16 protein-coding genes are annotated in these 15342 nt (G+C 55.6%); 9 read left to right on the forward strand and 7 right to left on the reverse strand.

The features are described 5' to 3' along the window. Position 1: 1 nt before the first annotated feature. Entirely contained in the window at positions 2-289 is a 288-nt protein-coding gene (locus ACIRQ6_RS03995) for a CBU_0592 family membrane protein (RefSeq protein WP_420862846.1), read from the reverse strand. A 140-nt stretch (positions 290-429) separates the two neighbouring features. On the opposite strand from ACIRQ6_RS03995, the gene ACIRQ6_RS04000 reads away from it, so the two are divergent. Further along, complete coding sequence (locus ACIRQ6_RS04000) at positions 430-780, forward strand: YigZ family protein (protein WP_420862847.1); 351 nt, start codon at positions 430-432, stop codon at positions 778-780. Here the strand turns inward: ACIRQ6_RS04000 and trhA are convergent. After that, a complete protein-coding gene (trhA, locus tag ACIRQ6_RS04005) occupies positions 772-1410 on the reverse strand; it encodes a PAQR family membrane homeostasis protein TrhA (RefSeq protein WP_420862848.1) in 639 nt (212 codons plus the stop codon). The two genes, ACIRQ6_RS04000 and trhA, sit on opposite strands and share 9 nt — an antisense overlap. Before the next feature lie 58 nt (positions 1411-1468). Between trhA and ACIRQ6_RS04010 the strand changes: the two genes are divergently transcribed. Continuing rightward, the gene (locus ACIRQ6_RS04010; protein WP_420862849.1) at positions 1469-1822 is read left to right on the forward strand and encodes a diacylglycerol kinase; all 354 of its coding nucleotides are present in this window, start codon (positions 1469-1471) and stop codon (positions 1820-1822) included. Positions 1823-2225: 403 nt separating this feature from the next. Here the strand turns inward: ACIRQ6_RS04010 and ACIRQ6_RS04015 are convergent, their stop codons facing one another. After that, positions 2226-2597 (reverse strand): hypothetical protein, encoded by a 372-nt coding sequence (locus tag ACIRQ6_RS04015; RefSeq protein ID WP_420862850.1) that lies wholly within the window; start codon positions 2595-2597, stop codon positions 2226-2228. A 225-nt stretch (positions 2598-2822) separates the two neighbouring features. Then, positions 2823-4223 carry a 30S ribosomal protein S12 methylthiotransferase RimO gene (rimO, locus tag ACIRQ6_RS04020; protein WP_420862851.1) on the reverse strand — a complete coding sequence of 467 codons (1401 nt, stop codon included), beginning with the start codon at positions 4221-4223 and terminating at the stop codon, positions 2823-2825. Between the two features lie 95 nt (positions 4224-4318). Between rimO and ACIRQ6_RS04025 the strand changes: the two genes are divergently transcribed. Beyond that, positions 4319-5929, forward strand: coding sequence for a pentapeptide repeat-containing protein (locus tag ACIRQ6_RS04025; RefSeq protein ID WP_420862852.1), 1611 nt, complete (start codon positions 4319-4321; stop codon positions 5927-5929). A gap of 96 nt (positions 5930-6025) precedes the next feature. Then, positions 6026-7993 carry an AsmA family protein gene (locus ACIRQ6_RS04030; RefSeq protein WP_420862853.1) on the forward strand — a complete coding sequence of 656 codons (1968 nt, stop codon included), beginning with the start codon at positions 6026-6028 and terminating at the stop codon, positions 7991-7993. Here ACIRQ6_RS04030 and ACIRQ6_RS04035 read toward each other — a convergent pair. Then, entirely contained in the window at positions 7990-8280 is a 291-nt protein-coding gene (locus tag ACIRQ6_RS04035; protein WP_420862854.1) for an SCP2 sterol-binding domain-containing protein, read from the reverse strand. The genes ACIRQ6_RS04030 and ACIRQ6_RS04035 overlap by 4 nt on opposite strands. A gap of 165 nt (positions 8281-8445) precedes the next feature. Here ACIRQ6_RS04035 and ACIRQ6_RS04040 point away from each other — a divergent pair, with 165 nt between their 5' ends. Beyond that, positions 8446-9315: a hypothetical protein gene (locus ACIRQ6_RS04040; protein ID WP_420862855.1), complete on the forward strand. Its 870-nt coding sequence runs from the start codon at positions 8446-8448 to the stop codon at positions 9313-9315. Between the two features lie 10 nt (positions 9316-9325). Then, positions 9326-10945: a Hint domain-containing protein gene (locus tag ACIRQ6_RS04045; RefSeq protein WP_420862856.1), complete on the forward strand. Its 1620-nt coding sequence runs from the start codon at positions 9326-9328 to the stop codon at positions 10943-10945. Between the two features lie 90 nt (positions 10946-11035). Here the strand turns inward: ACIRQ6_RS04045 and ACIRQ6_RS04050 are convergent, their stop codons facing one another. Continuing rightward, positions 11036-11596, reverse strand: coding sequence for a GcrA family cell cycle regulator (locus tag ACIRQ6_RS04050; protein WP_420862857.1), 561 nt, complete (start codon positions 11594-11596; stop codon positions 11036-11038). A 125-nt stretch (positions 11597-11721) separates the two neighbouring features. Between ACIRQ6_RS04050 and ACIRQ6_RS04055 the strand changes: the two genes are divergently transcribed. Beyond that, positions 11722-12525 carry an ABC transporter permease gene (locus tag ACIRQ6_RS04055; RefSeq protein WP_420862858.1) on the forward strand — a complete coding sequence of 268 codons (804 nt, stop codon included), beginning with the start codon at positions 11722-11724 and terminating at the stop codon, positions 12523-12525. Here the strand turns inward: ACIRQ6_RS04055 and ACIRQ6_RS04060 are convergent. Then, on the reverse strand, positions 12497-13390 hold the full coding sequence (locus ACIRQ6_RS04060; protein WP_420862859.1) for a DMT family transporter: 894 nt from the start codon (positions 13388-13390) through the stop codon (positions 12497-12499). The genes ACIRQ6_RS04055 and ACIRQ6_RS04060 overlap by 29 nt on opposite strands. A 269-nt stretch (positions 13391-13659) precedes the next feature. Here ACIRQ6_RS04060 and ACIRQ6_RS04065 point away from each other — a divergent pair, with 269 nt between their 5' ends. Both ACIRQ6_RS04065 and ACIRQ6_RS04070 read left to right on the forward strand, forming a co-directional pair. Then, positions 13660-14841 (forward strand): aspartate aminotransferase family protein, encoded by a 1182-nt coding sequence (locus ACIRQ6_RS04065; protein WP_420862860.1) that lies wholly within the window; start codon positions 13660-13662, stop codon positions 14839-14841. After that, positions 14834-15328, forward strand: coding sequence for a GNAT family N-acetyltransferase (locus ACIRQ6_RS04070; protein ID WP_420862861.1), 495 nt, complete (start codon positions 14834-14836; stop codon positions 15326-15328). The genes ACIRQ6_RS04065 and ACIRQ6_RS04070 overlap by 8 nt, the downstream gene beginning before the upstream one ends. Positions 15329-15342: the final 14 nt, after the last annotated feature.

Below are 15342 nucleotides of genomic sequence, written 5' to 3' on the forward strand. Positions count from 1 at the left end.
GTTAGGCCAGTGGGGTTGGGACGTGTTTTTGTGGGCGCAACCGGATCAGGATGCCGATAATTGAAATGGTGATCCAAAATACTTGGATCATCGCCGAGGCCAGATTGAAGCTGACCATCAATCCCATCAGGACCAAAGCCGCCGCGGTGCCGTTCAGGGCAAAGAACAGTTTATGTCCTGCGCTGATGATTTTGAACGTCAGCAAGGAATAATTGACAACGTAAAGACAAAATCCGGCAACACCTGCGACTTCTAGAAAATGTAGATCGGTAAAGGTTGAAAAAGTCATTTTGACGTCCGTTCTTAAAATATATGAACTGGTTTGGGGTATAAAATGAAACGTACCTTAGGTCAGGTGGGGCATTCCTGACCTTTTGGTAAAAACAGGTATGGAATACCGGACATGAACTACCGCATATGGGATCGCAGATGCTGCAATTAGAGGGAGTTTTGACCGACAAGGGATCGAAATATGCGGTCTCTGGCGGGGTGGTGCGCACTCGCGCCGAGGTCGATGCGTTCCTCAAGCAGCTTAAGCGGGCAAAGAAATATGCAAAGGCTACGCACAACACTTATGCGGTGCTTTTGGCTGATGGGGGCCTCAAGGGGGACGATGGGGAAAGTGGCGCCGGGATGGTGATCTTGCGGATGCTGGAACGCGAGGGTCTGACCGATCATATCGTGGTGGTGACGCGCTGGTACGGCGGTGTGAAGCTGGGCGGCGACAGGTTCCGCCATGTGCAGACCTGCGTGCGGGCCTATCTGGACGGTTTAGGCTAATTCGCTTATCAGGATCGCTGCGAAAAAGCACGCAGATGCGCTTAGGACAAAGCCATGCCATATGGCATTGGAAAACTTCAGGCTTTCCCATTTATAAAAGATCACGCCGACGGTGTAGGTCAGGCCCCCTGCGGCGATCAGCCATGCAGCCGATGTGGGCAGGGCTTGGATCATGGGCCACGCAAGGGTCACGCTCAGCCATCCCATCCCAAGGTAGAGCAGGGTCGAGGACATGCCGGGCCGCGACCAAAAGAACAGCTTTTTCGCGACGCCAAAGAGGGCAATGGCCCAGACGATGGCGAGGATCACGTAGCTGAAGGTCGTACCGATCAGGACGACCAGCGGCGTGTAGGTCCCTGCGATTTTCAGGAAAATTGTGGCATGGTCAAACCGTCTGAGGGTAGGGCGGATCTGCTCCCAAGGGGTCATGTGATAGGCGGCCGAGGCTGTGAACGCCGTGACCATGATGAGCCCATAGAGCAGCAAGATGCCTGTGTGCATCGGCGTAAGGTTCAGCAAGACCGCCGTGGCACCAATAGATCCGATGATACCGAGTGCATGGATGATCCCGTCTGCCCAGCGTTCTGGTGCGGAATAAACAGGGTATATATCACTGCTGTGTTGAGCCATGGTCTGAGTGTGGACGCAAATGTTTAAGATATGAAGTGTGACGTTGGGGGAGTGCGCAATGCTACGTTTAGAATGGACGCGTTTGGTGAACCGATGCCGTTTTAGCTGGCAAGGGGTGCGTCATGTTTGGAGGGCAGAACCCAGCTTTCGGTTCTGGAGTTTGATCAATATTGCCTCTGCCACTTTGGCCTTGGCGTTGCCCCTGTCAGGATCCGAGCGTGGCTTGATTTTGGGCTTGGGCGTTCTGGTATTGGCGGCAGAATGTCTGAATACTGGGATCGAACGCGTGGTCGATATGTTCGGTGAGGACCACACAGCCCTCGGTGGTCAAGCCAAAGACGCCGCCAGCGCAGGGGTTGCTTTGGCTGCCGTGGCCGGAGGGGTTGCTTGGCTGTGTGTTTTGGTGTGGTGACCCTTTTGCGGAACTGATGCAACGAGACCCGTCTGGACCTCGTGGTGGGTGCGAAAGCGCCCTCCCCATGGGGGAGGTCCGGGCGCTACCCGACTGCGTCGGGCAATCAACGAAACTGCTGATTTTCTAGTTGGCTAAAGTTTGGAAGACCGTTGAAATACGCTTCGCAGTCTCCCCAAGCGATCCTATACGTATCATCGAAAGAATAGCCATTGCCAGCGCTTAGATATGCCAATTGATCTATGAGCCGAATAGAGGCCTCAGCTAAGTCGCAAAGATCGAAAATTGTAACCGAAGGAATATCAGAGCGATTTCGAAGAATGTTCTTACGATCTTGGCTATCTAGCAACAAGTGCGCCAAGTTTTCCGATCTCATTATCCGGATGGCGCCACGACTGTCTTGTCATTGATAGGCAATGGCATAATCCTGCGAAAACTGTTCTATCTGCTCCTTTGAGGCATTTTTCCAAATTTTGCTCACACCAAGTGTGTCGAGTGCTCTTGCTGCATGCGGAATAGACTGGGGGGTACTCTTTTGCGGGTTAGGGTTCGCTGTACTCTTTCTGTGGTCCCCCTCCCAGACTTTTGCACAAAATAGTATGAGGCAGGATTGGCAAGTCACGTTGTGAAGCTGACAAATGTTGCCAGCTCTACTATTATCAAATTTGCGGTAAGCTTCAGAATTGACGCAGATATATCGCGTATAAGCAGTGTATTTGATAGCCGCGTCCCGTACGCCTACGAGGCGTTTTACAATATCGTCAAATTCCGACATGCGTCCAGCCTTTCATTAGTGTTGCCCGAAAATCCGTCTCGGGCCGCGCCTGACCTTCCTTTGGGGAGGGCGCACTTTGTGCCCCCTCGTGCTGTTGCACGCTGCGGCCTCAAACGCTCTGCTAGAGCGTTTGCAAGACGGCCTTCGCCCTAGGGTCAGGCGCTGCCCTTAGGCTTATTGAACGCTTGGGGCTCCGCCCGTTGTTTGGCGAAATGATCCCCCGGATCATTTCCGGGACGCCACCCCCCCCCACAAGTCATATTCCCCGGCCTCGTCCACTTCAACGCTCACTACATCCCCGACGCTCAACCCTTCGGTCCGTTCGTCGATAAACAGGTTCCCGTCGATCTCGGGGGCGTCGCTCCATGTTCTACAGGTCGCGATGCCGTCGGTGTCGATGTCGTCGACGATGACTTCCAGAGTTTGGCCCACTTTGGCCTGTAGTTTCGCTTCGGAGATTGCTTGGGCGCGTTCCATGAACCGATCCCAGCGTTCTTGTTTGACTTCTGGGGCCACGTGATCCGGCAGGGCGTTTGAGCGCGCCCCGTCGACGTTTTCGTATTGGAAGCAGCCGACGCGATCCAATTGCGCCTCGTCCAGCCAGTCCAGCAGATGTTGGAATTCGGCCTCTGTCTCGCCCGGGTAGCCCACGATAAAGGTCGAGCGCAGGGTGATGTCGGGGCAGGTGGCACGCCAAGCGGCGATCTCGTCCAATGTCCGTGCAGACGCCGCAGGTCGGGCCATGCGTTTCAAGACATCGGGATGCGAGTGCTGGAAAGGGATGTCGAGGTAAGGCAACACGCCGCTGTCGGGGTCGGCCATTAGCGGGATAAGGTCGCGCACATGGGGGTAGGGGTAGACGTAATGCAGCCGCACCCACGCGCCCAACTGGCCCAATTCGCGCGCCAGATCGTTGATATGGCTGCGTACCTCGCCACCCTTCCACGGGTTCATATCATAGCGGCGATCAAGGCCGTAGGCAGAAGTATCTTGGCTGATCACCAACAGTTCCTTCACGCCAGCCTCAACCAGCTTTTCCGCCTCGCGCAACACTGCGTGGGCGGGGCGCGATTGCAGCAGCCCGCGCATGTCGGGGATGATGCAGAACTTGCACTTGTGATTGCAGCCTTCCGAGATCTTCAGATAGCTGTAATGGCGCGGTGTCAGGCTGACGCCCGTGGCAGGCAGCAGGTCGATATAGGGGTCAGGTGCTGGGGGCACAGCGGCATGAACCGCGTCCAGAACCTGCTCATATTGGTGCGGCCCTGTGACGGCCAGAATGTTGGGGTGGTGCTGACGGATATAGTCAGGCTCCGCGCCTAAACAGCCGGTGACGACGACCTTGCCGTTTTCCTGCAGGGCCTCACCGATGGCGTCCAAGCTTTCCAGTTTGGCACTGTCCAGAAAGCCGCAGGTGTTGACGATCACCGCATCGGCGCCCGCATAATCAGGCGAGATCGCATAGCCTTCGGCCCGCAGCCGCGTCAGGATCCGCTCGCTGTCCACAAGGGCCTTGGGGCAGCCAAGAGAGACCATGCCCAGGGTCGGCTGACCCGTGCGTTTGGGGTCAGGAATGCGGGCCTTAGGAGCCAGATCGGGACGGAGGTTGGGAGGGTTCTGAGCCATAAGCGCGGGTATAGTTTGAGCAGGGAGAAATGGCTAGGGGTGGACGTTTCTGAACGGGTCGCGGTAAAGTTGTGGGGTATGGGGAGTGATGTGTGATGGCCGATTTGAGACCTGCAAATGAGAACCCTTGGTATGTGCTGATGACGTATTATGGGGAGCAGGATGGGGATGAGGTTGATTGGGAGCTTCACAAAGCGAATGCGGAGTTTTGGAATGAATTGAATTTCGAGTCTAGGCGACTTCCCAACCTCGAAGAAAGAGTTCGAGAAGAGACGCCGTTGGCATTGGCGGAGACCTTGGGGGGCAATTCAAAAATTACAGATCGCTCGGGCAAAAGAAAATTGAACGTCGGGCAAAGGGCCGAACGTCTGGCGATTTTTAAAGGTTACTTGGATCGTGGGGAAAGTCTTACGGGTACAGTAGATCTTAATGAGGTGCACTTCGAACATAATTTAGTTACCGACGGGTATTTCTTTCTTGGAAATGCCAATTTATTTCTCAGTCGATTTGAAAAAAACGTTTCAATGAGAAAACTGAGGCTTCAGGGGAAATTGAGTTTTTCGGGAACTATAATAAAGGGGCAGCTAGATTTAGAGAGAGCCAATATCGGAACAGGTTTTCATGCCTCAGACATAACCTTACACGCTAATCTGAATATAAAGCGTGGTGATTTTTCTGGTGGTTTCGATCTAGAACACAGTCTTATTGGGGGCAAAATTGTTGCGCAAAATGCCGACATCTCTGGGCCTGCAACATTCAATTGCATTCATGTCGCTTCAAAAGCTGATTTTGCCGGCGCGAACTTTGACGACGACGCGATTTTCAAATCGGCCAAATTTGGTGGCCGTGCTGAATTTTCACAGTGTGACTTTTCCAAAAAAGCAGATTTCCAACTGGCAGAGATCAAAGGGCCGTTCTCATGCTCAGGAAGCACGTTTCACGGCACCGCAGTTTTTGCTGGGGCCGGATTTGGGAGTTCGGTCGATTTTACAACGGCAATTTTCTCGAAATCAGTCACTTTCGTTAACGCGTTTTTTAAGGGGCCTAGCAAGAAAAACCAAAGTTCCATTCGATTTGACGAGACTATTTTCGAAGCGCCCGTTTCGTTTGCTCAAACTCGTTTCTGCAATGAGTTCCCACGGTTTTCCAACACAGTATTGCCCGACTCAGTCCTGTTTTCAGCGGAAGATGAATTTTGGCCTAACCGTTTTCCAAGGGATCAATCGGAGGCTAAGGTTTGGAAAAACTCTGCAAGCGTTGCGCGTCACACTGTCTCAAAGCAGGGCTTTCCTGAAGACGAACATTTCTTTTTCCGTCGCGAAATGGAATGTGCGCGCCAAATAGGGGGGTGGTGGGACAAGTTTCCATATGAGGTTTTCCGGTGGGTGTCTGATTATGGATGCAGTGTTGCGCGCCCTGTTATTTGCTTGTTTGTACTTTGGTTCATCGGGGCTTTGATATTTACGGCTGAATTTTCTCAATTGTATCATCTGCCGGGTAAGGTGCCCTCGTGGCATGAACCTTTCAGCCTGTCCTTTGCCAACATTTTCAAAATATTTGGTTTTCAGAGGCTGTACTTTGGTAGCGAGTATATGGATGCGTTGCGTGTAGGATTGAAGTTTCTGTCATCAGTTCAAACCATCCTTGGTTTTTTCTTTCTCTTTTTCCTCGGTCTTGGTCTGCGTCAAAGGTTCAGGCTGCGATAAATTCCCCGCTATGAAACCTTTTGTCGGGGTTGGTGTTGGGTCTGTGGGGGCTTATGTTGGTTCCAACAACAGACATTAGAATTCTGGAGACGGGCGATGCGGTGGATATTTAGGTTAATTGGGTTTGTAGTGGTCTTGGCGCTGTTTGCCGTGGGCCTTGTGGTGTTTTTGCCGTCCGAGCGGATGGCAGCACTGCTGGAGACCCAGATTGAGGCGGCGACGGGTCGTCAGGTGACCTTTGAGGGCGCGGTCAAGCCCTCGTTTTTCCCGCAGATTGGCCTGTCGACGGGGCCTGTCACTATCTCGAACGCGGCGTGGTCCGATGGCGGTCCGATCCTGAAGGCCGAAAGCCTGAATGTGGCGCTAGATGTGCGCGGCTTGTTGTCCGGGGATTTGTTAATCGGCGATATCACGGCCGTCTCGCCGCAAGTGCTGTTGGAAACGGCAGCGGATGGCAAAGTAAACTGGTCGTTCTTTGACGAGGCGCCTGTGGCTGAAACCCAAGCCAGCGCTGAGGCCCCTGCGCGTACCATATCCCTAGAAAACCTGTCTCTGACCGATGCGGCGATCCGGTTTATTGACCGCTCGAACGGCTCGAACGTGGAGGTCAGTGATATCGATGTCGCGATCAGAGCGCCCGATATGGCAGGGCCGTTGGATTTTGACATCACGTATCGGCGCGGCGGGGATCCGTTGCAATTATCTGGGCGCGTGGCCTCCGTCCAAAGCTTCCTTGATGGGGCGAACACGGGCGTTGTGGCCGATCTGACTGCGGGATCCTCCAGCCTGAAATTCGACGGGGTCGCGGCCATGGACGGATCTGCGGCGGGCAAGTTTGACGCCAATATCGCAAGCACGGCGAAGTTCATGCAGTCGTTGGGCCTGACGGCTGTGAGCCTTCCCCAAGGGTTCGGGCGCGCTGGGCGGATCACTGGATCGCTGGGGCTGAAATCATCCTCGGCCCTGACCGTACAAAACCTGAATGCAGACTTGGAAGGGACCAAGATCAGCGGCAATCTGAATGTGCTGCTGGCGGCGACGCCCAAGATCAGTGGCTCGCTGACCACATCCACCCTTGATCTGACGCCGTTTATGGGTGGCGAAAGCAGTGCCTCGGGCAGTGGTTGGTCCACGGCGCCGATTGATGCCAGTGCGCTGAGTGCGGCCAATGCGGATCTGGCCCTGAGTATCGCCGGCATCAAGGCTGGTGAGATCAGCCTGACGGGCATTGGGGCCAATGTGGTGGTCGATGCGGCCCGCGGCGTGATCGATTTGAACAGTGCCCAAGGCTTTGGGGGCAGCGTCACGGGGCGCTTTGTGGCCAACAACCGCAACGGGCTGTCCATGTCGGCGAAAGCCACTGCGGCCAGCATCAATATGCGCCAGCTTTTGGGCAGTTTGGCGGGCTACGACCGGGTCAGCGGTACAGGCAACGCAAGCGTCGATGTGCTGGTGGTTGGCAATACGATGCAGGCGATTATGAGCGGTATGCGTGGGTCGGGCAATCTGGCGCTGAACAATGGTGAAGTGCGTGGACTGGCCTTGGCGGATCTGTTTTTGAACCAAGGCAGCGATGGCGGGTCGACCATTTTTGACAGTGTCACAGCCAGTTATACAATTGATGGCGGTGTGCTGCGCAATTCCGATCTGCAGGCGGCATTGCCTCAGTTTTCCGCCACGGGCAATGGAAAGGTCGACCTTGGCCAGCAAAGCCTTGATTACACTGTGATTCCGTCCTTTCCAAAGGCTGCGGATGGCAATGACCTGATCTTTCCGGTGCGGATCCAAGGCCCATGGTCCAGTCCCAAGATCCGGCCTGATCTTGAGGCGGCGTTGAAACAGACGCTTCAGGCGGACATCGACAAAGAGGTCGAAAAGGCCAAAGCCCGCGCCGAAGCAGAGGTCGAAAAGGCCAAAGAACGGGCGCGCCAAGAAGTGGCCGATGAAGTTCAGAAAAAGTTGGGCGTGACCTTGGAAGAGGGAGACAGCGCCGAAGACGTTCTTAAGAAAAAGCTGGAACAGGAGCTGGGCAACGGGTTGCGCAACTTACTGGGTGGCAATTAGGCCGTCAGAAGTTCGCTGATTTTGAGGGCGCGCATGGCGTTGCCGTCGACCTTGAGCTTGCCGGTCATATAGGCCGTCATGGGGTTCTGATCGCCACTGAGGATGGCACGAAACACAGCTTCGGACGCTTTGAGGGCCACGTCAGCCTCGGCATCGCTGAGGCTGGCACCGGTGTCATCCAAAAAGACCGAGCCCTCGCCAGTGATATCAAGGCGTGCTGTGCCCTTGATGATGCCAGCGGCCTTTGGGTGCAGCGTTTCAACGAATTCAGTGAGGATGGGGGACATGTGCGCGGCTCCTTTGGTGCGGGCGGTTCTTTGGGGATGGCGAGGCTGCGGTCGCAATGCAACCCTCATTCTGGGCGCGTTTTGGCCCCGAGCGGATAGTTTATGTCGGTTTTCAATCTGTTAACGGTTGACTCTGAGCTGCGCAGATCACCTATTGGCTGCGTTATGATAAAGCGTATCTTTGGTCCTTTGGTGGTAAGTGTATTGGCGGTTGGTGTCGCGCAGGCCGGGTCAGGCCGCTGTCCGGCTTGGGCCCAAATCGATGCCCCTATTGCACAAAACACCTTTGTTTCCGTAAGTTCTGTAACTGGTGAGGCTTTTGGCCTTGGGCCTGCTTTGGACACGGATGCGGCTGTAACGCTGGGTGGCGTGCGGTTTGAGATGCCTTTGGGGTATCGCAACCCATGGCCTGATAAAGATCGGGCGGAGGCGATGATTGCTGAACGCGCTCAGGATCTAAAGGCCCAAGAGCGCCCGATAAACGTCACGTCAATTTCACCTGCACGTACGGATCCCTTTGCATTTTGGATGCCCTCGGGCCGGATTGTCGAGCGCAATATGGCGCAAAGCCCGTATTTGCGCCCTTGCGAGGCCGGACGCGCGGCCCCCGAGGCCGAAGACTATGTGGTGCGTTTTGGCGTTTTGTGGCCCGGCGGCGACGGGGCCGAGGATGATGAGGCAACACGGCGGTTTCGGCGGGCGACCAATGCCCTGGCGCTGACGGGATCGGTTGCGACGCAAAAGATTGCGGGGACCGAGCATTCGCTTAATGGTCCCATAACAGGCACCAAGAATTACGGTGTCTATCATGACGACGGGGATTTGGCGGTAATGCTTGTCTGCGTCGAGCGGCGCGGCGGCCAGCCTGCGATAAACCCGCTTTGTGCGGGACATGTGTGGGACCGCGCGGCACAATTGGTTCTGGCGATCCGTTTTCCAGCGGATCAGGGCCAGCGCGGCGAGACGCCATTGTGGCGCGCGCCGGTGACACGGGCCGTAGAATTGGCCGTAAGCTGGCGCCGGCAAGAGAATTGAGGGAGAGACTATGGAAAACGAAACAATTGATATTTCCGCCGAGGATCTGGCGTTTGTAAATTCGGTCCTGTCCTCGGGCACTGATCTGTATCGGGCCTATGACCGAATGTTGCCGTATTTAACGGAAGGTACGGATCGGTATTTCTGGTTCCAGCAAGCCTCGATCATCAATCAGCAGGCCACAGGCACGTTGCCGCCTTCAGATAACAATCTGTCCTCGACGTATATCATTGCGCATTCGGCGTATGGGTTGGCACTCGACGGTTTCAACAATGACCTCGGCGCTACGTCTAACGCGATTGCGGGACAAGTTTTGGCGGATATTTCTGCATCCGGGGGCATTATTCCCCTGAGTGATATGTTGGCCAATGATATCTCGGCGGCTTTGGACACAGGCAACCAGACCATTGGTGGTTGGGGCGGGTCGTTCTATTATTGGGACCTCGAGTATCAAGGCTCTACGGTTGGTGCGCAAATCCTTGCCAATCCTGCGGATCTAGAGAAATTCCTTTTGTCGTCAGCCATTGCGACGATGGCTGTGGTGCGACAAGAGTTGGGTGAGGGCGCGACGATCGGGGAAATCCGAACCGTTGTGAGCACGGGCCTGTCCTCGGCCCTGCCAGCAGATCTTAAGGAAGAGATTGCGCTGCTGGTGATCGACGGCTTGTTTTACGGCGATATTATCAGCAATTCGGACACATTTGGCCGCTGGACCTATGACCGCACGAATGACGAATTTTATTGGATTGTGCCCGAAGGGTCTGCGGGTGCTGGCGAACGTTTGGTTGCCAGCGGAGACGAAGAAGCTGCATTGCGCGAACGCAGGGAGGTGCGCCTTGAGGTAGAGGGCGCTGGTTTTGACATAGTCGATGTGGCCTTGGCGCGTCTTGGGCTGGTTGGTCAAATTCCCGAAGGCGAGCGTTGTTTCCTTGCGGGGACGATGATCACCATGTGGGATGGCAGCCTCAAACCGATTGAAGAGGTGGCACCTGATGACATCGTGACGTCCTACGATGCAGCGGGCGAGATTGTGCCGGGGCGGGTGACGCGGACCTTCAAGAGCCGTCATAGTGTCATTTTGGATGTGTTTGGTCTGATGGTCACGCCGGGTCACATCACTTATTGCGCGGACGGGCCTTTTGACGGACGGCATGTGGCGATGATCGATATTTTGCGGTCTGACGGGGCCATGATGCGCGTGGATGGCACGAAAGTGCGGGCCAGCACGGGATGCGACGTAGGCAGTGAGTTGGATCAAGTGGTGCAGGTTGTGGCCGGTCAGCGCACCAGCGCGGGCTTGGTTGTGACAGATCATGGTCAGATGCGGTTGGGCAGCCGGATCTTGTTGGAGGCGGGCACTGATTTGCGGATTAGTGATATTCTGACAGCTATGGGCGCCACGTTGGATGCAGATGGTTTGGTGGCAGTGCAAGGGGCGCAGCCCGCCCCACTGTGCCTTGATTTTGTGACAGCGGTGCCGCGTCCCGAGGAGTATATTCTGGCCCGGTCAAATGTAACGGCCGAGGATCTGGCGGCTGTCGAAGGACGGGAATTGGGCGTATCTGACGCGCAAATCAGACGAGCCTCTGAAACCGTTGAAGTGCGCGAAAGTGATCTGTCGCTGCACTAGCGCTGCATAACTTGCGCAGATGAAAAAAGCCGCCCCAACAGTTCAGGGCGGCTTTATTGTATGAGGTATTCAGTTGGGACCTGCCGTTGATTACCGGCGGCGATCGCGCCGTGATGACATCGGCTGGAACGCAACGCCAACATGGGCCTCGCAATAGGGTTTGCCCGGTTGTACGGCCAAACCGCAGAACCAGAAATCTTCGGTTGCGGGATCACCCACGGGCCATTTGCAGGTCCGTTCGGTCAATTCCATCAAGCTGATTTTCTTGGCCTTCTTTTCGACCGCATTGACCTTGGCCAATGCTTCGGGGCTGATTTCATTAGCAGAAGGTTGCGGTGGCAGCGGTTGACCGGCTGGAATGATCGCCTTGCGCGCGGGCGGCATGGCCGATTTGGTTTCCATTTCGACCTTGGGCTTGGCTTCGACCTTGGGCTTGGGCGCGGCCTTTGGTTTTGCCTCGGCCTTGGGTTTGTCCTTGGCCGCGGCTTTGGCGCCTGTTGTACCAGCCCGGTTGGACAGGCCCAAACGGTGCACTTTGCCGATCACGGCATTTCGGGTCACGCCACCCAGTTCTTTGGCGATCTGGCTGGCGGATTGGCCTTCGCCCCACATCTTTTTGAGGATTTCGACGCGATCATCGGTCCAAGACATTGCAATTCCTTAAATCTGGCGCTGTAGCAGTGCGTGTCAGAGAGTGTGTTTCTTGCCCTTGAGTTCGAGGCTAGCTTCCTATCTTAGTCACTGACGCCGCAGATACAAGCGAGGGAGCGAATCTTATGGCTGAATTGCGACAAATGGGCCAACGCCGCTTTGGCCGGATGAACTGGCTGGGGTTGATGACGCTGGCTGAACGGGAAATCCGTCGCTTTTTGAACGTTTGGTCGCAAACCCTGCTGGCGCCGCTGATCACGGCAGGTCTGTTGCTGTTGGTGTTTCATCTGGCCATTGGGCCGCGTCGGGGCGAGGTGATGGGCGTGCCCTATATCATTTTTATCGCCCCTGGTTTGATGATGATGACCGTGATCCAGAACGCGTTTGCCAATGCCAGCTCGTCGATCCTGTCAGCCAAGGTCCAAGGCAACATTGTGGATACGCTCATGCCGCCGCTGTCGCCGTTTGAATTGGTGGCAGGCTATGCGCTGGGCGCTGTGGCGCGGGGGGCCTTTGTGGCTGTGGTCATGGCTTTGGGGATTGTGGTGTTTTTTGGCCAAGGGATCACGCACCCGCTGTGGTTGGTGGGCTTTGTGATTGCAGGTGGCGCGTTTATGGGCGGGCTTGGGATTTGCGCCTCGCTGTTTGCAGCGAAATTCGATCAGCTGTCGGCGATTACAAATTTCATAATTACACCTTTGGCGTTTTTGTCCGGCACGTTTTATTCGGTTCAGGATATGCCGCCAGTGATGCAATTGCTGAGCCATATCAACCCGTTTTTCTATATCATCGATGGCGGCCGGTTCGCGGTTATCGGCCAGTCAGACAGCAGTCCGGTTCTGGGGCTGGCGATTGTTGTGGCTTCAGCTTTGGCTGTGTTGGGATTGTGCTGGCGCTGGTTTAAGACCGGCTATCGGATGAAGCCTTGATCCGCCCTTCGCGCCACGCGAGCAATGCGGCACCTGCGATGATAATCGCTGCCCCCAGAACCGAGATCGTATCGGGAAGCGTGCGGAAAATCAGAGCGTCATAAAGTGTGGCAAAGAGCAGCGTTGCATAGGAAAACGGCACGATGAAACTGGCGTCAGCGCGTTTGAGCGCATTGACGAAACAGACCTGCGCGCTGGCCATAATGAGGCCGATGGCGACCAGTGCCGCCCATTGGTGCGGGGTTGGCGGGGTAAAAACCCATGCCGCCGGGCCCAAGGACAACACGGTGCCGATGGCGTTGGAAAACAGCAATATTTGAAACACACCTTCGCCCTTGGAGAGGTGTTTTAGAACGATAATTTCTGTGCCCAAGATAGCGGCGGACCCAAGGGCCAGCAGTGCGCCTATTTGCAAGCTACCGGCACCGGGGCGCAGCAGAACCAAGGCGCCGACCAATGCGATGACGGCGGCGGACCAGCGCACGGGCCCGACCTTTTCACCCAGCAATGGGATCGCAAGGATCATTGCAAACACAGGGTTGAGAAAGCTGATGGTTGTTGCATCAGACAGGGGGATTTTGCTGGCCGCGGCAAACATCAGTGTGACGCCCAGCCAGCCAAACAGAGCGCGGGCGACATGCAATTTGACTTTTGGCGCGATTATTTTGGGGCGGGTGATGGCGGCAAAGATTAGCAGGGCTATGAGGGCGAAAATATAGCGCCCGTTCGAGATCTGGAACGCATTCAGTGGAGCGCCTAGGGTATCTGTGCCAAGGGCCTTGGCCAAGAGCGTGGTTGCCGCGATGAAGGCCGTGGCCGACAGCATAAAGGCGATAGCAAGGGGGGGATTTTGCGCAGTACTCATGGTGCTGTCATTTCCGGCTTTGGCGCGGGTTGCAAGGGTGGGTGCCTCCGGCGGGAGTATTTTGCGAAAAAAGAAATCTGTGGACAGAGATGGATTGGCTGGCTATTGCGCTGGCATGATAGTGAATTTGATCCGGCTGGGCGCCCGACGCCGACGTATCACCGCCTAAGCTGCATGTTGCGGTTGGGCCATTTCTGTCTGCTTTCCTAAAACTTGACTTAAGCCTGCCCCTGCGGCACCACATGGCTTCTTTATAAGGATAAATTCCGATGATCTCGTCTTTGTTGCCTACATATTCACGTGCGCCTTTGAGCTTTGTCAAAGGTGAGGGTGCTTGGTTGATTGAGGCGGACGGGCGCCGATTTTTGGATCTGGGTGCGGGGATTGCGGTGACATCTTTGGGTCACGCGCATCCCAAGCTGGTGCAGGCGTTGACTGATCAGGCGGGGGCGCTGTGGCATACATCGAACCTCTACCATATCCCCGCCCAGCAGGCTTTGGCAGATATGTTGGTGGAACAGACGTTTGCAGATACGTGTTTTTTTACCAATTCGGGGACTGAGGCCTGCGAATTGTCTGTGAAGATGGCGCGCAAGTATTTTTATGAGGCAGGTCAGCCGGAGCGCACCGAGATCATCACGTTTGAAGGCTCGTTTCATGGGCGGTCTTCGGCGGGTATTGCGGCAGCGGCATCCGAGAAGATGACCAAAGGGTTTGGGCCCTTGTTGCCGGGGTTCGTGTCGTTGCCTTTTGGTGATCATGAAGCGGTCACTGCGGCAGCTGCGGCTGGCAATATCGCGGCGATTTTGATCGAGCCTGTTGTGGGCGAGGGTGGAATTATCCCTGTGCCGGATCAATGTCTGAAGGGCCTACGGGATCTGTGTGATGAGCATGGCATTTTGTTGATTTTTGATGAGGTTCAATGTGGTGTCGGGCGCACGGGCAAGTTGTTTGCCCATGAATGGGCCGGTGTTTCGCCAGATATTATGATGGTGGCCAAGGGTATCGGTGGCGGTTTCCCCTTGGGGGCTGTTGTGGCCACGGAAAAGGCTGCCTCGGGTATGACAGCGGGCACCCATGGATCGACCTATGGCGGCAACCCGTTGGGCTGTGCTGTGGGCTGCGCTGTCATGGAAGAAGTGGCCAGCGAGGCGTTTTTGGCCGATGTAAACCGCAAAGCGGGCCTGTTGCGTCAAAAGCTGGAAGGCTTGGTTGCGGATAATCCGGATGTGTTTGATTTCGTGCGCGGCGCGGGCCTGATGTTGGGGTTGGTGTGCAAAGCGGCCAACACGGATGTGTTGCAAGCAGCCTATGCCCAAGAGGTGTTGGTGGTGCCTGCGGCGGAAAATACCATTCGTTTGCTGCCTGCTTTGACCATTACAGATGACGAAATCAGCGAGGCCGTCGCCCGTTTGGACAAGGCCGCGAAGGCAGTGCAAAGCGATGGCTGAGTATCATTTTCGAACTTTGGTGCCCGCTGACAAGGCGCTTTTTTGTGCTTGGTTGGCCGAACCTCATATTGCTGGGTGGTGGCAAGACGGGGCAACGGAATGGGCATTGATCGAGGAAGATTGGAGCCATGAGACGACCCGCACAGATATGCGGATTGCCCGGATTGATGGAACTGATTTTGCCTATGTGCAAAGCTATGAAGCCCATGCTTACGGGATGCCGCACTATGCAGATCGACCCAATGGCGCACAGGCTATGGACAGCTTTCTAGGCGATCCGGCGTATTTGGCGCAGGGCCACGGGGCGGGGTTTGTACGCGCGCGTGCACTGGAATTGATCGGCGCGGGTGCGCCCGTGGTTTTGGTTGATCCAGACGTGCTGAACACCCATGCAATTGGCAGTTACACTCGTGCGGGATTTATCCCCGTTGAAGAACGGCCCTGTGAAGATGGTGATCCCGTTTTGGTTATGGAATTTACAGGCTAAGGGCCTAGAAAGAC

The sequence above is a fragment of the Algirhabdus cladophorae genome (genome assembly GCF_044772865.1).
In the GTDB taxonomy this organism is placed as follows: Bacteria; Pseudomonadota; Alphaproteobacteria; order Rhodobacterales; family Rhodobacteraceae; genus Algirhabdus; species Algirhabdus cladophorae.

Bases quoted from the DNA above. Each gene is read 5' to 3' on its own strand.
- ACIRQ6_RS04070 (WP_420862861.1), top strand. From the start codon at position 14,834: ATGGCTGAGTATCATTTTCGAACTTTGGTGCCCGCTGACAAGGCGCTT.
- ACIRQ6_RS04010 (WP_420862849.1), top strand. From the start codon at position 1,469: ATGCTACGTTTAGAATGGACGCGTTTGGTGAACCGATGCCGTTTTAGC.
- ACIRQ6_RS04025 (WP_420862852.1), top strand. From the start codon at position 4,319: ATGGCCGATTTGAGACCTGCAAATGAGAACCCTTGGTATGTGCTGATG.
- ACIRQ6_RS04015 (WP_420862850.1), bottom strand. From the start codon at position 2,597: ATGTCGGAATTTGACGATATTGTAAAACGCCTCGTAGGCGTACGGGAC.
- ACIRQ6_RS04065 (WP_420862860.1), top strand. From the start codon at position 13,660: ATGATCTCGTCTTTGTTGCCTACATATTCACGTGCGCCTTTGAGCTTT.
- ACIRQ6_RS04055 (WP_420862858.1), top strand. From the start codon at position 11,722: ATGGCTGAATTGCGACAAATGGGCCAACGCCGCTTTGGCCGGATGAAC.
- ACIRQ6_RS04050 (WP_420862857.1), bottom strand. From the start codon at position 11,596: ATGTCTTGGACCGATGATCGCGTCGAAATCCTCAAAAAGATGTGGGGC.
- ACIRQ6_RS04035 (WP_420862854.1), bottom strand. From the start codon at position 8,280: ATGTCCCCCATCCTCACTGAATTCGTTGAAACGCTGCACCCAAAGGCC.
- trhA (WP_420862848.1), bottom strand. From the start codon at position 1,410: ATGGCTCAACACAGCAGTGATATATACCCTGTTTATTCCGCACCAGAA.
- ACIRQ6_RS03995 (WP_420862846.1), bottom strand. From the start codon at position 289: ATGACTTTTTCAACCTTTACCGATCTACATTTTCTAGAAGTCGCAGGT.
- ACIRQ6_RS04045 (WP_420862856.1), top strand. From the start codon at position 9,326: ATGGAAAACGAAACAATTGATATTTCCGCCGAGGATCTGGCGTTTGTA.
- ACIRQ6_RS04040 (WP_420862855.1), top strand. From the start codon at position 8,446: ATGATAAAGCGTATCTTTGGTCCTTTGGTGGTAAGTGTATTGGCGGTT.
- rimO (WP_420862851.1), bottom strand. From the start codon at position 4,223: ATGGCTCAGAACCCTCCCAACCTCCGTCCCGATCTGGCTCCTAAGGCC.
- ACIRQ6_RS04000 (WP_420862847.1), top strand. From the start codon at position 430: ATGCTGCAATTAGAGGGAGTTTTGACCGACAAGGGATCGAAATATGCG.
- ACIRQ6_RS04030 (WP_420862853.1), top strand. From the start codon at position 6,026: ATGCGGTGGATATTTAGGTTAATTGGGTTTGTAGTGGTCTTGGCGCTG.
- ACIRQ6_RS04060 (WP_420862859.1), bottom strand. From the start codon at position 13,390: ATGAGTACTGCGCAAAATCCCCCCCTTGCTATCGCCTTTATGCTGTCG.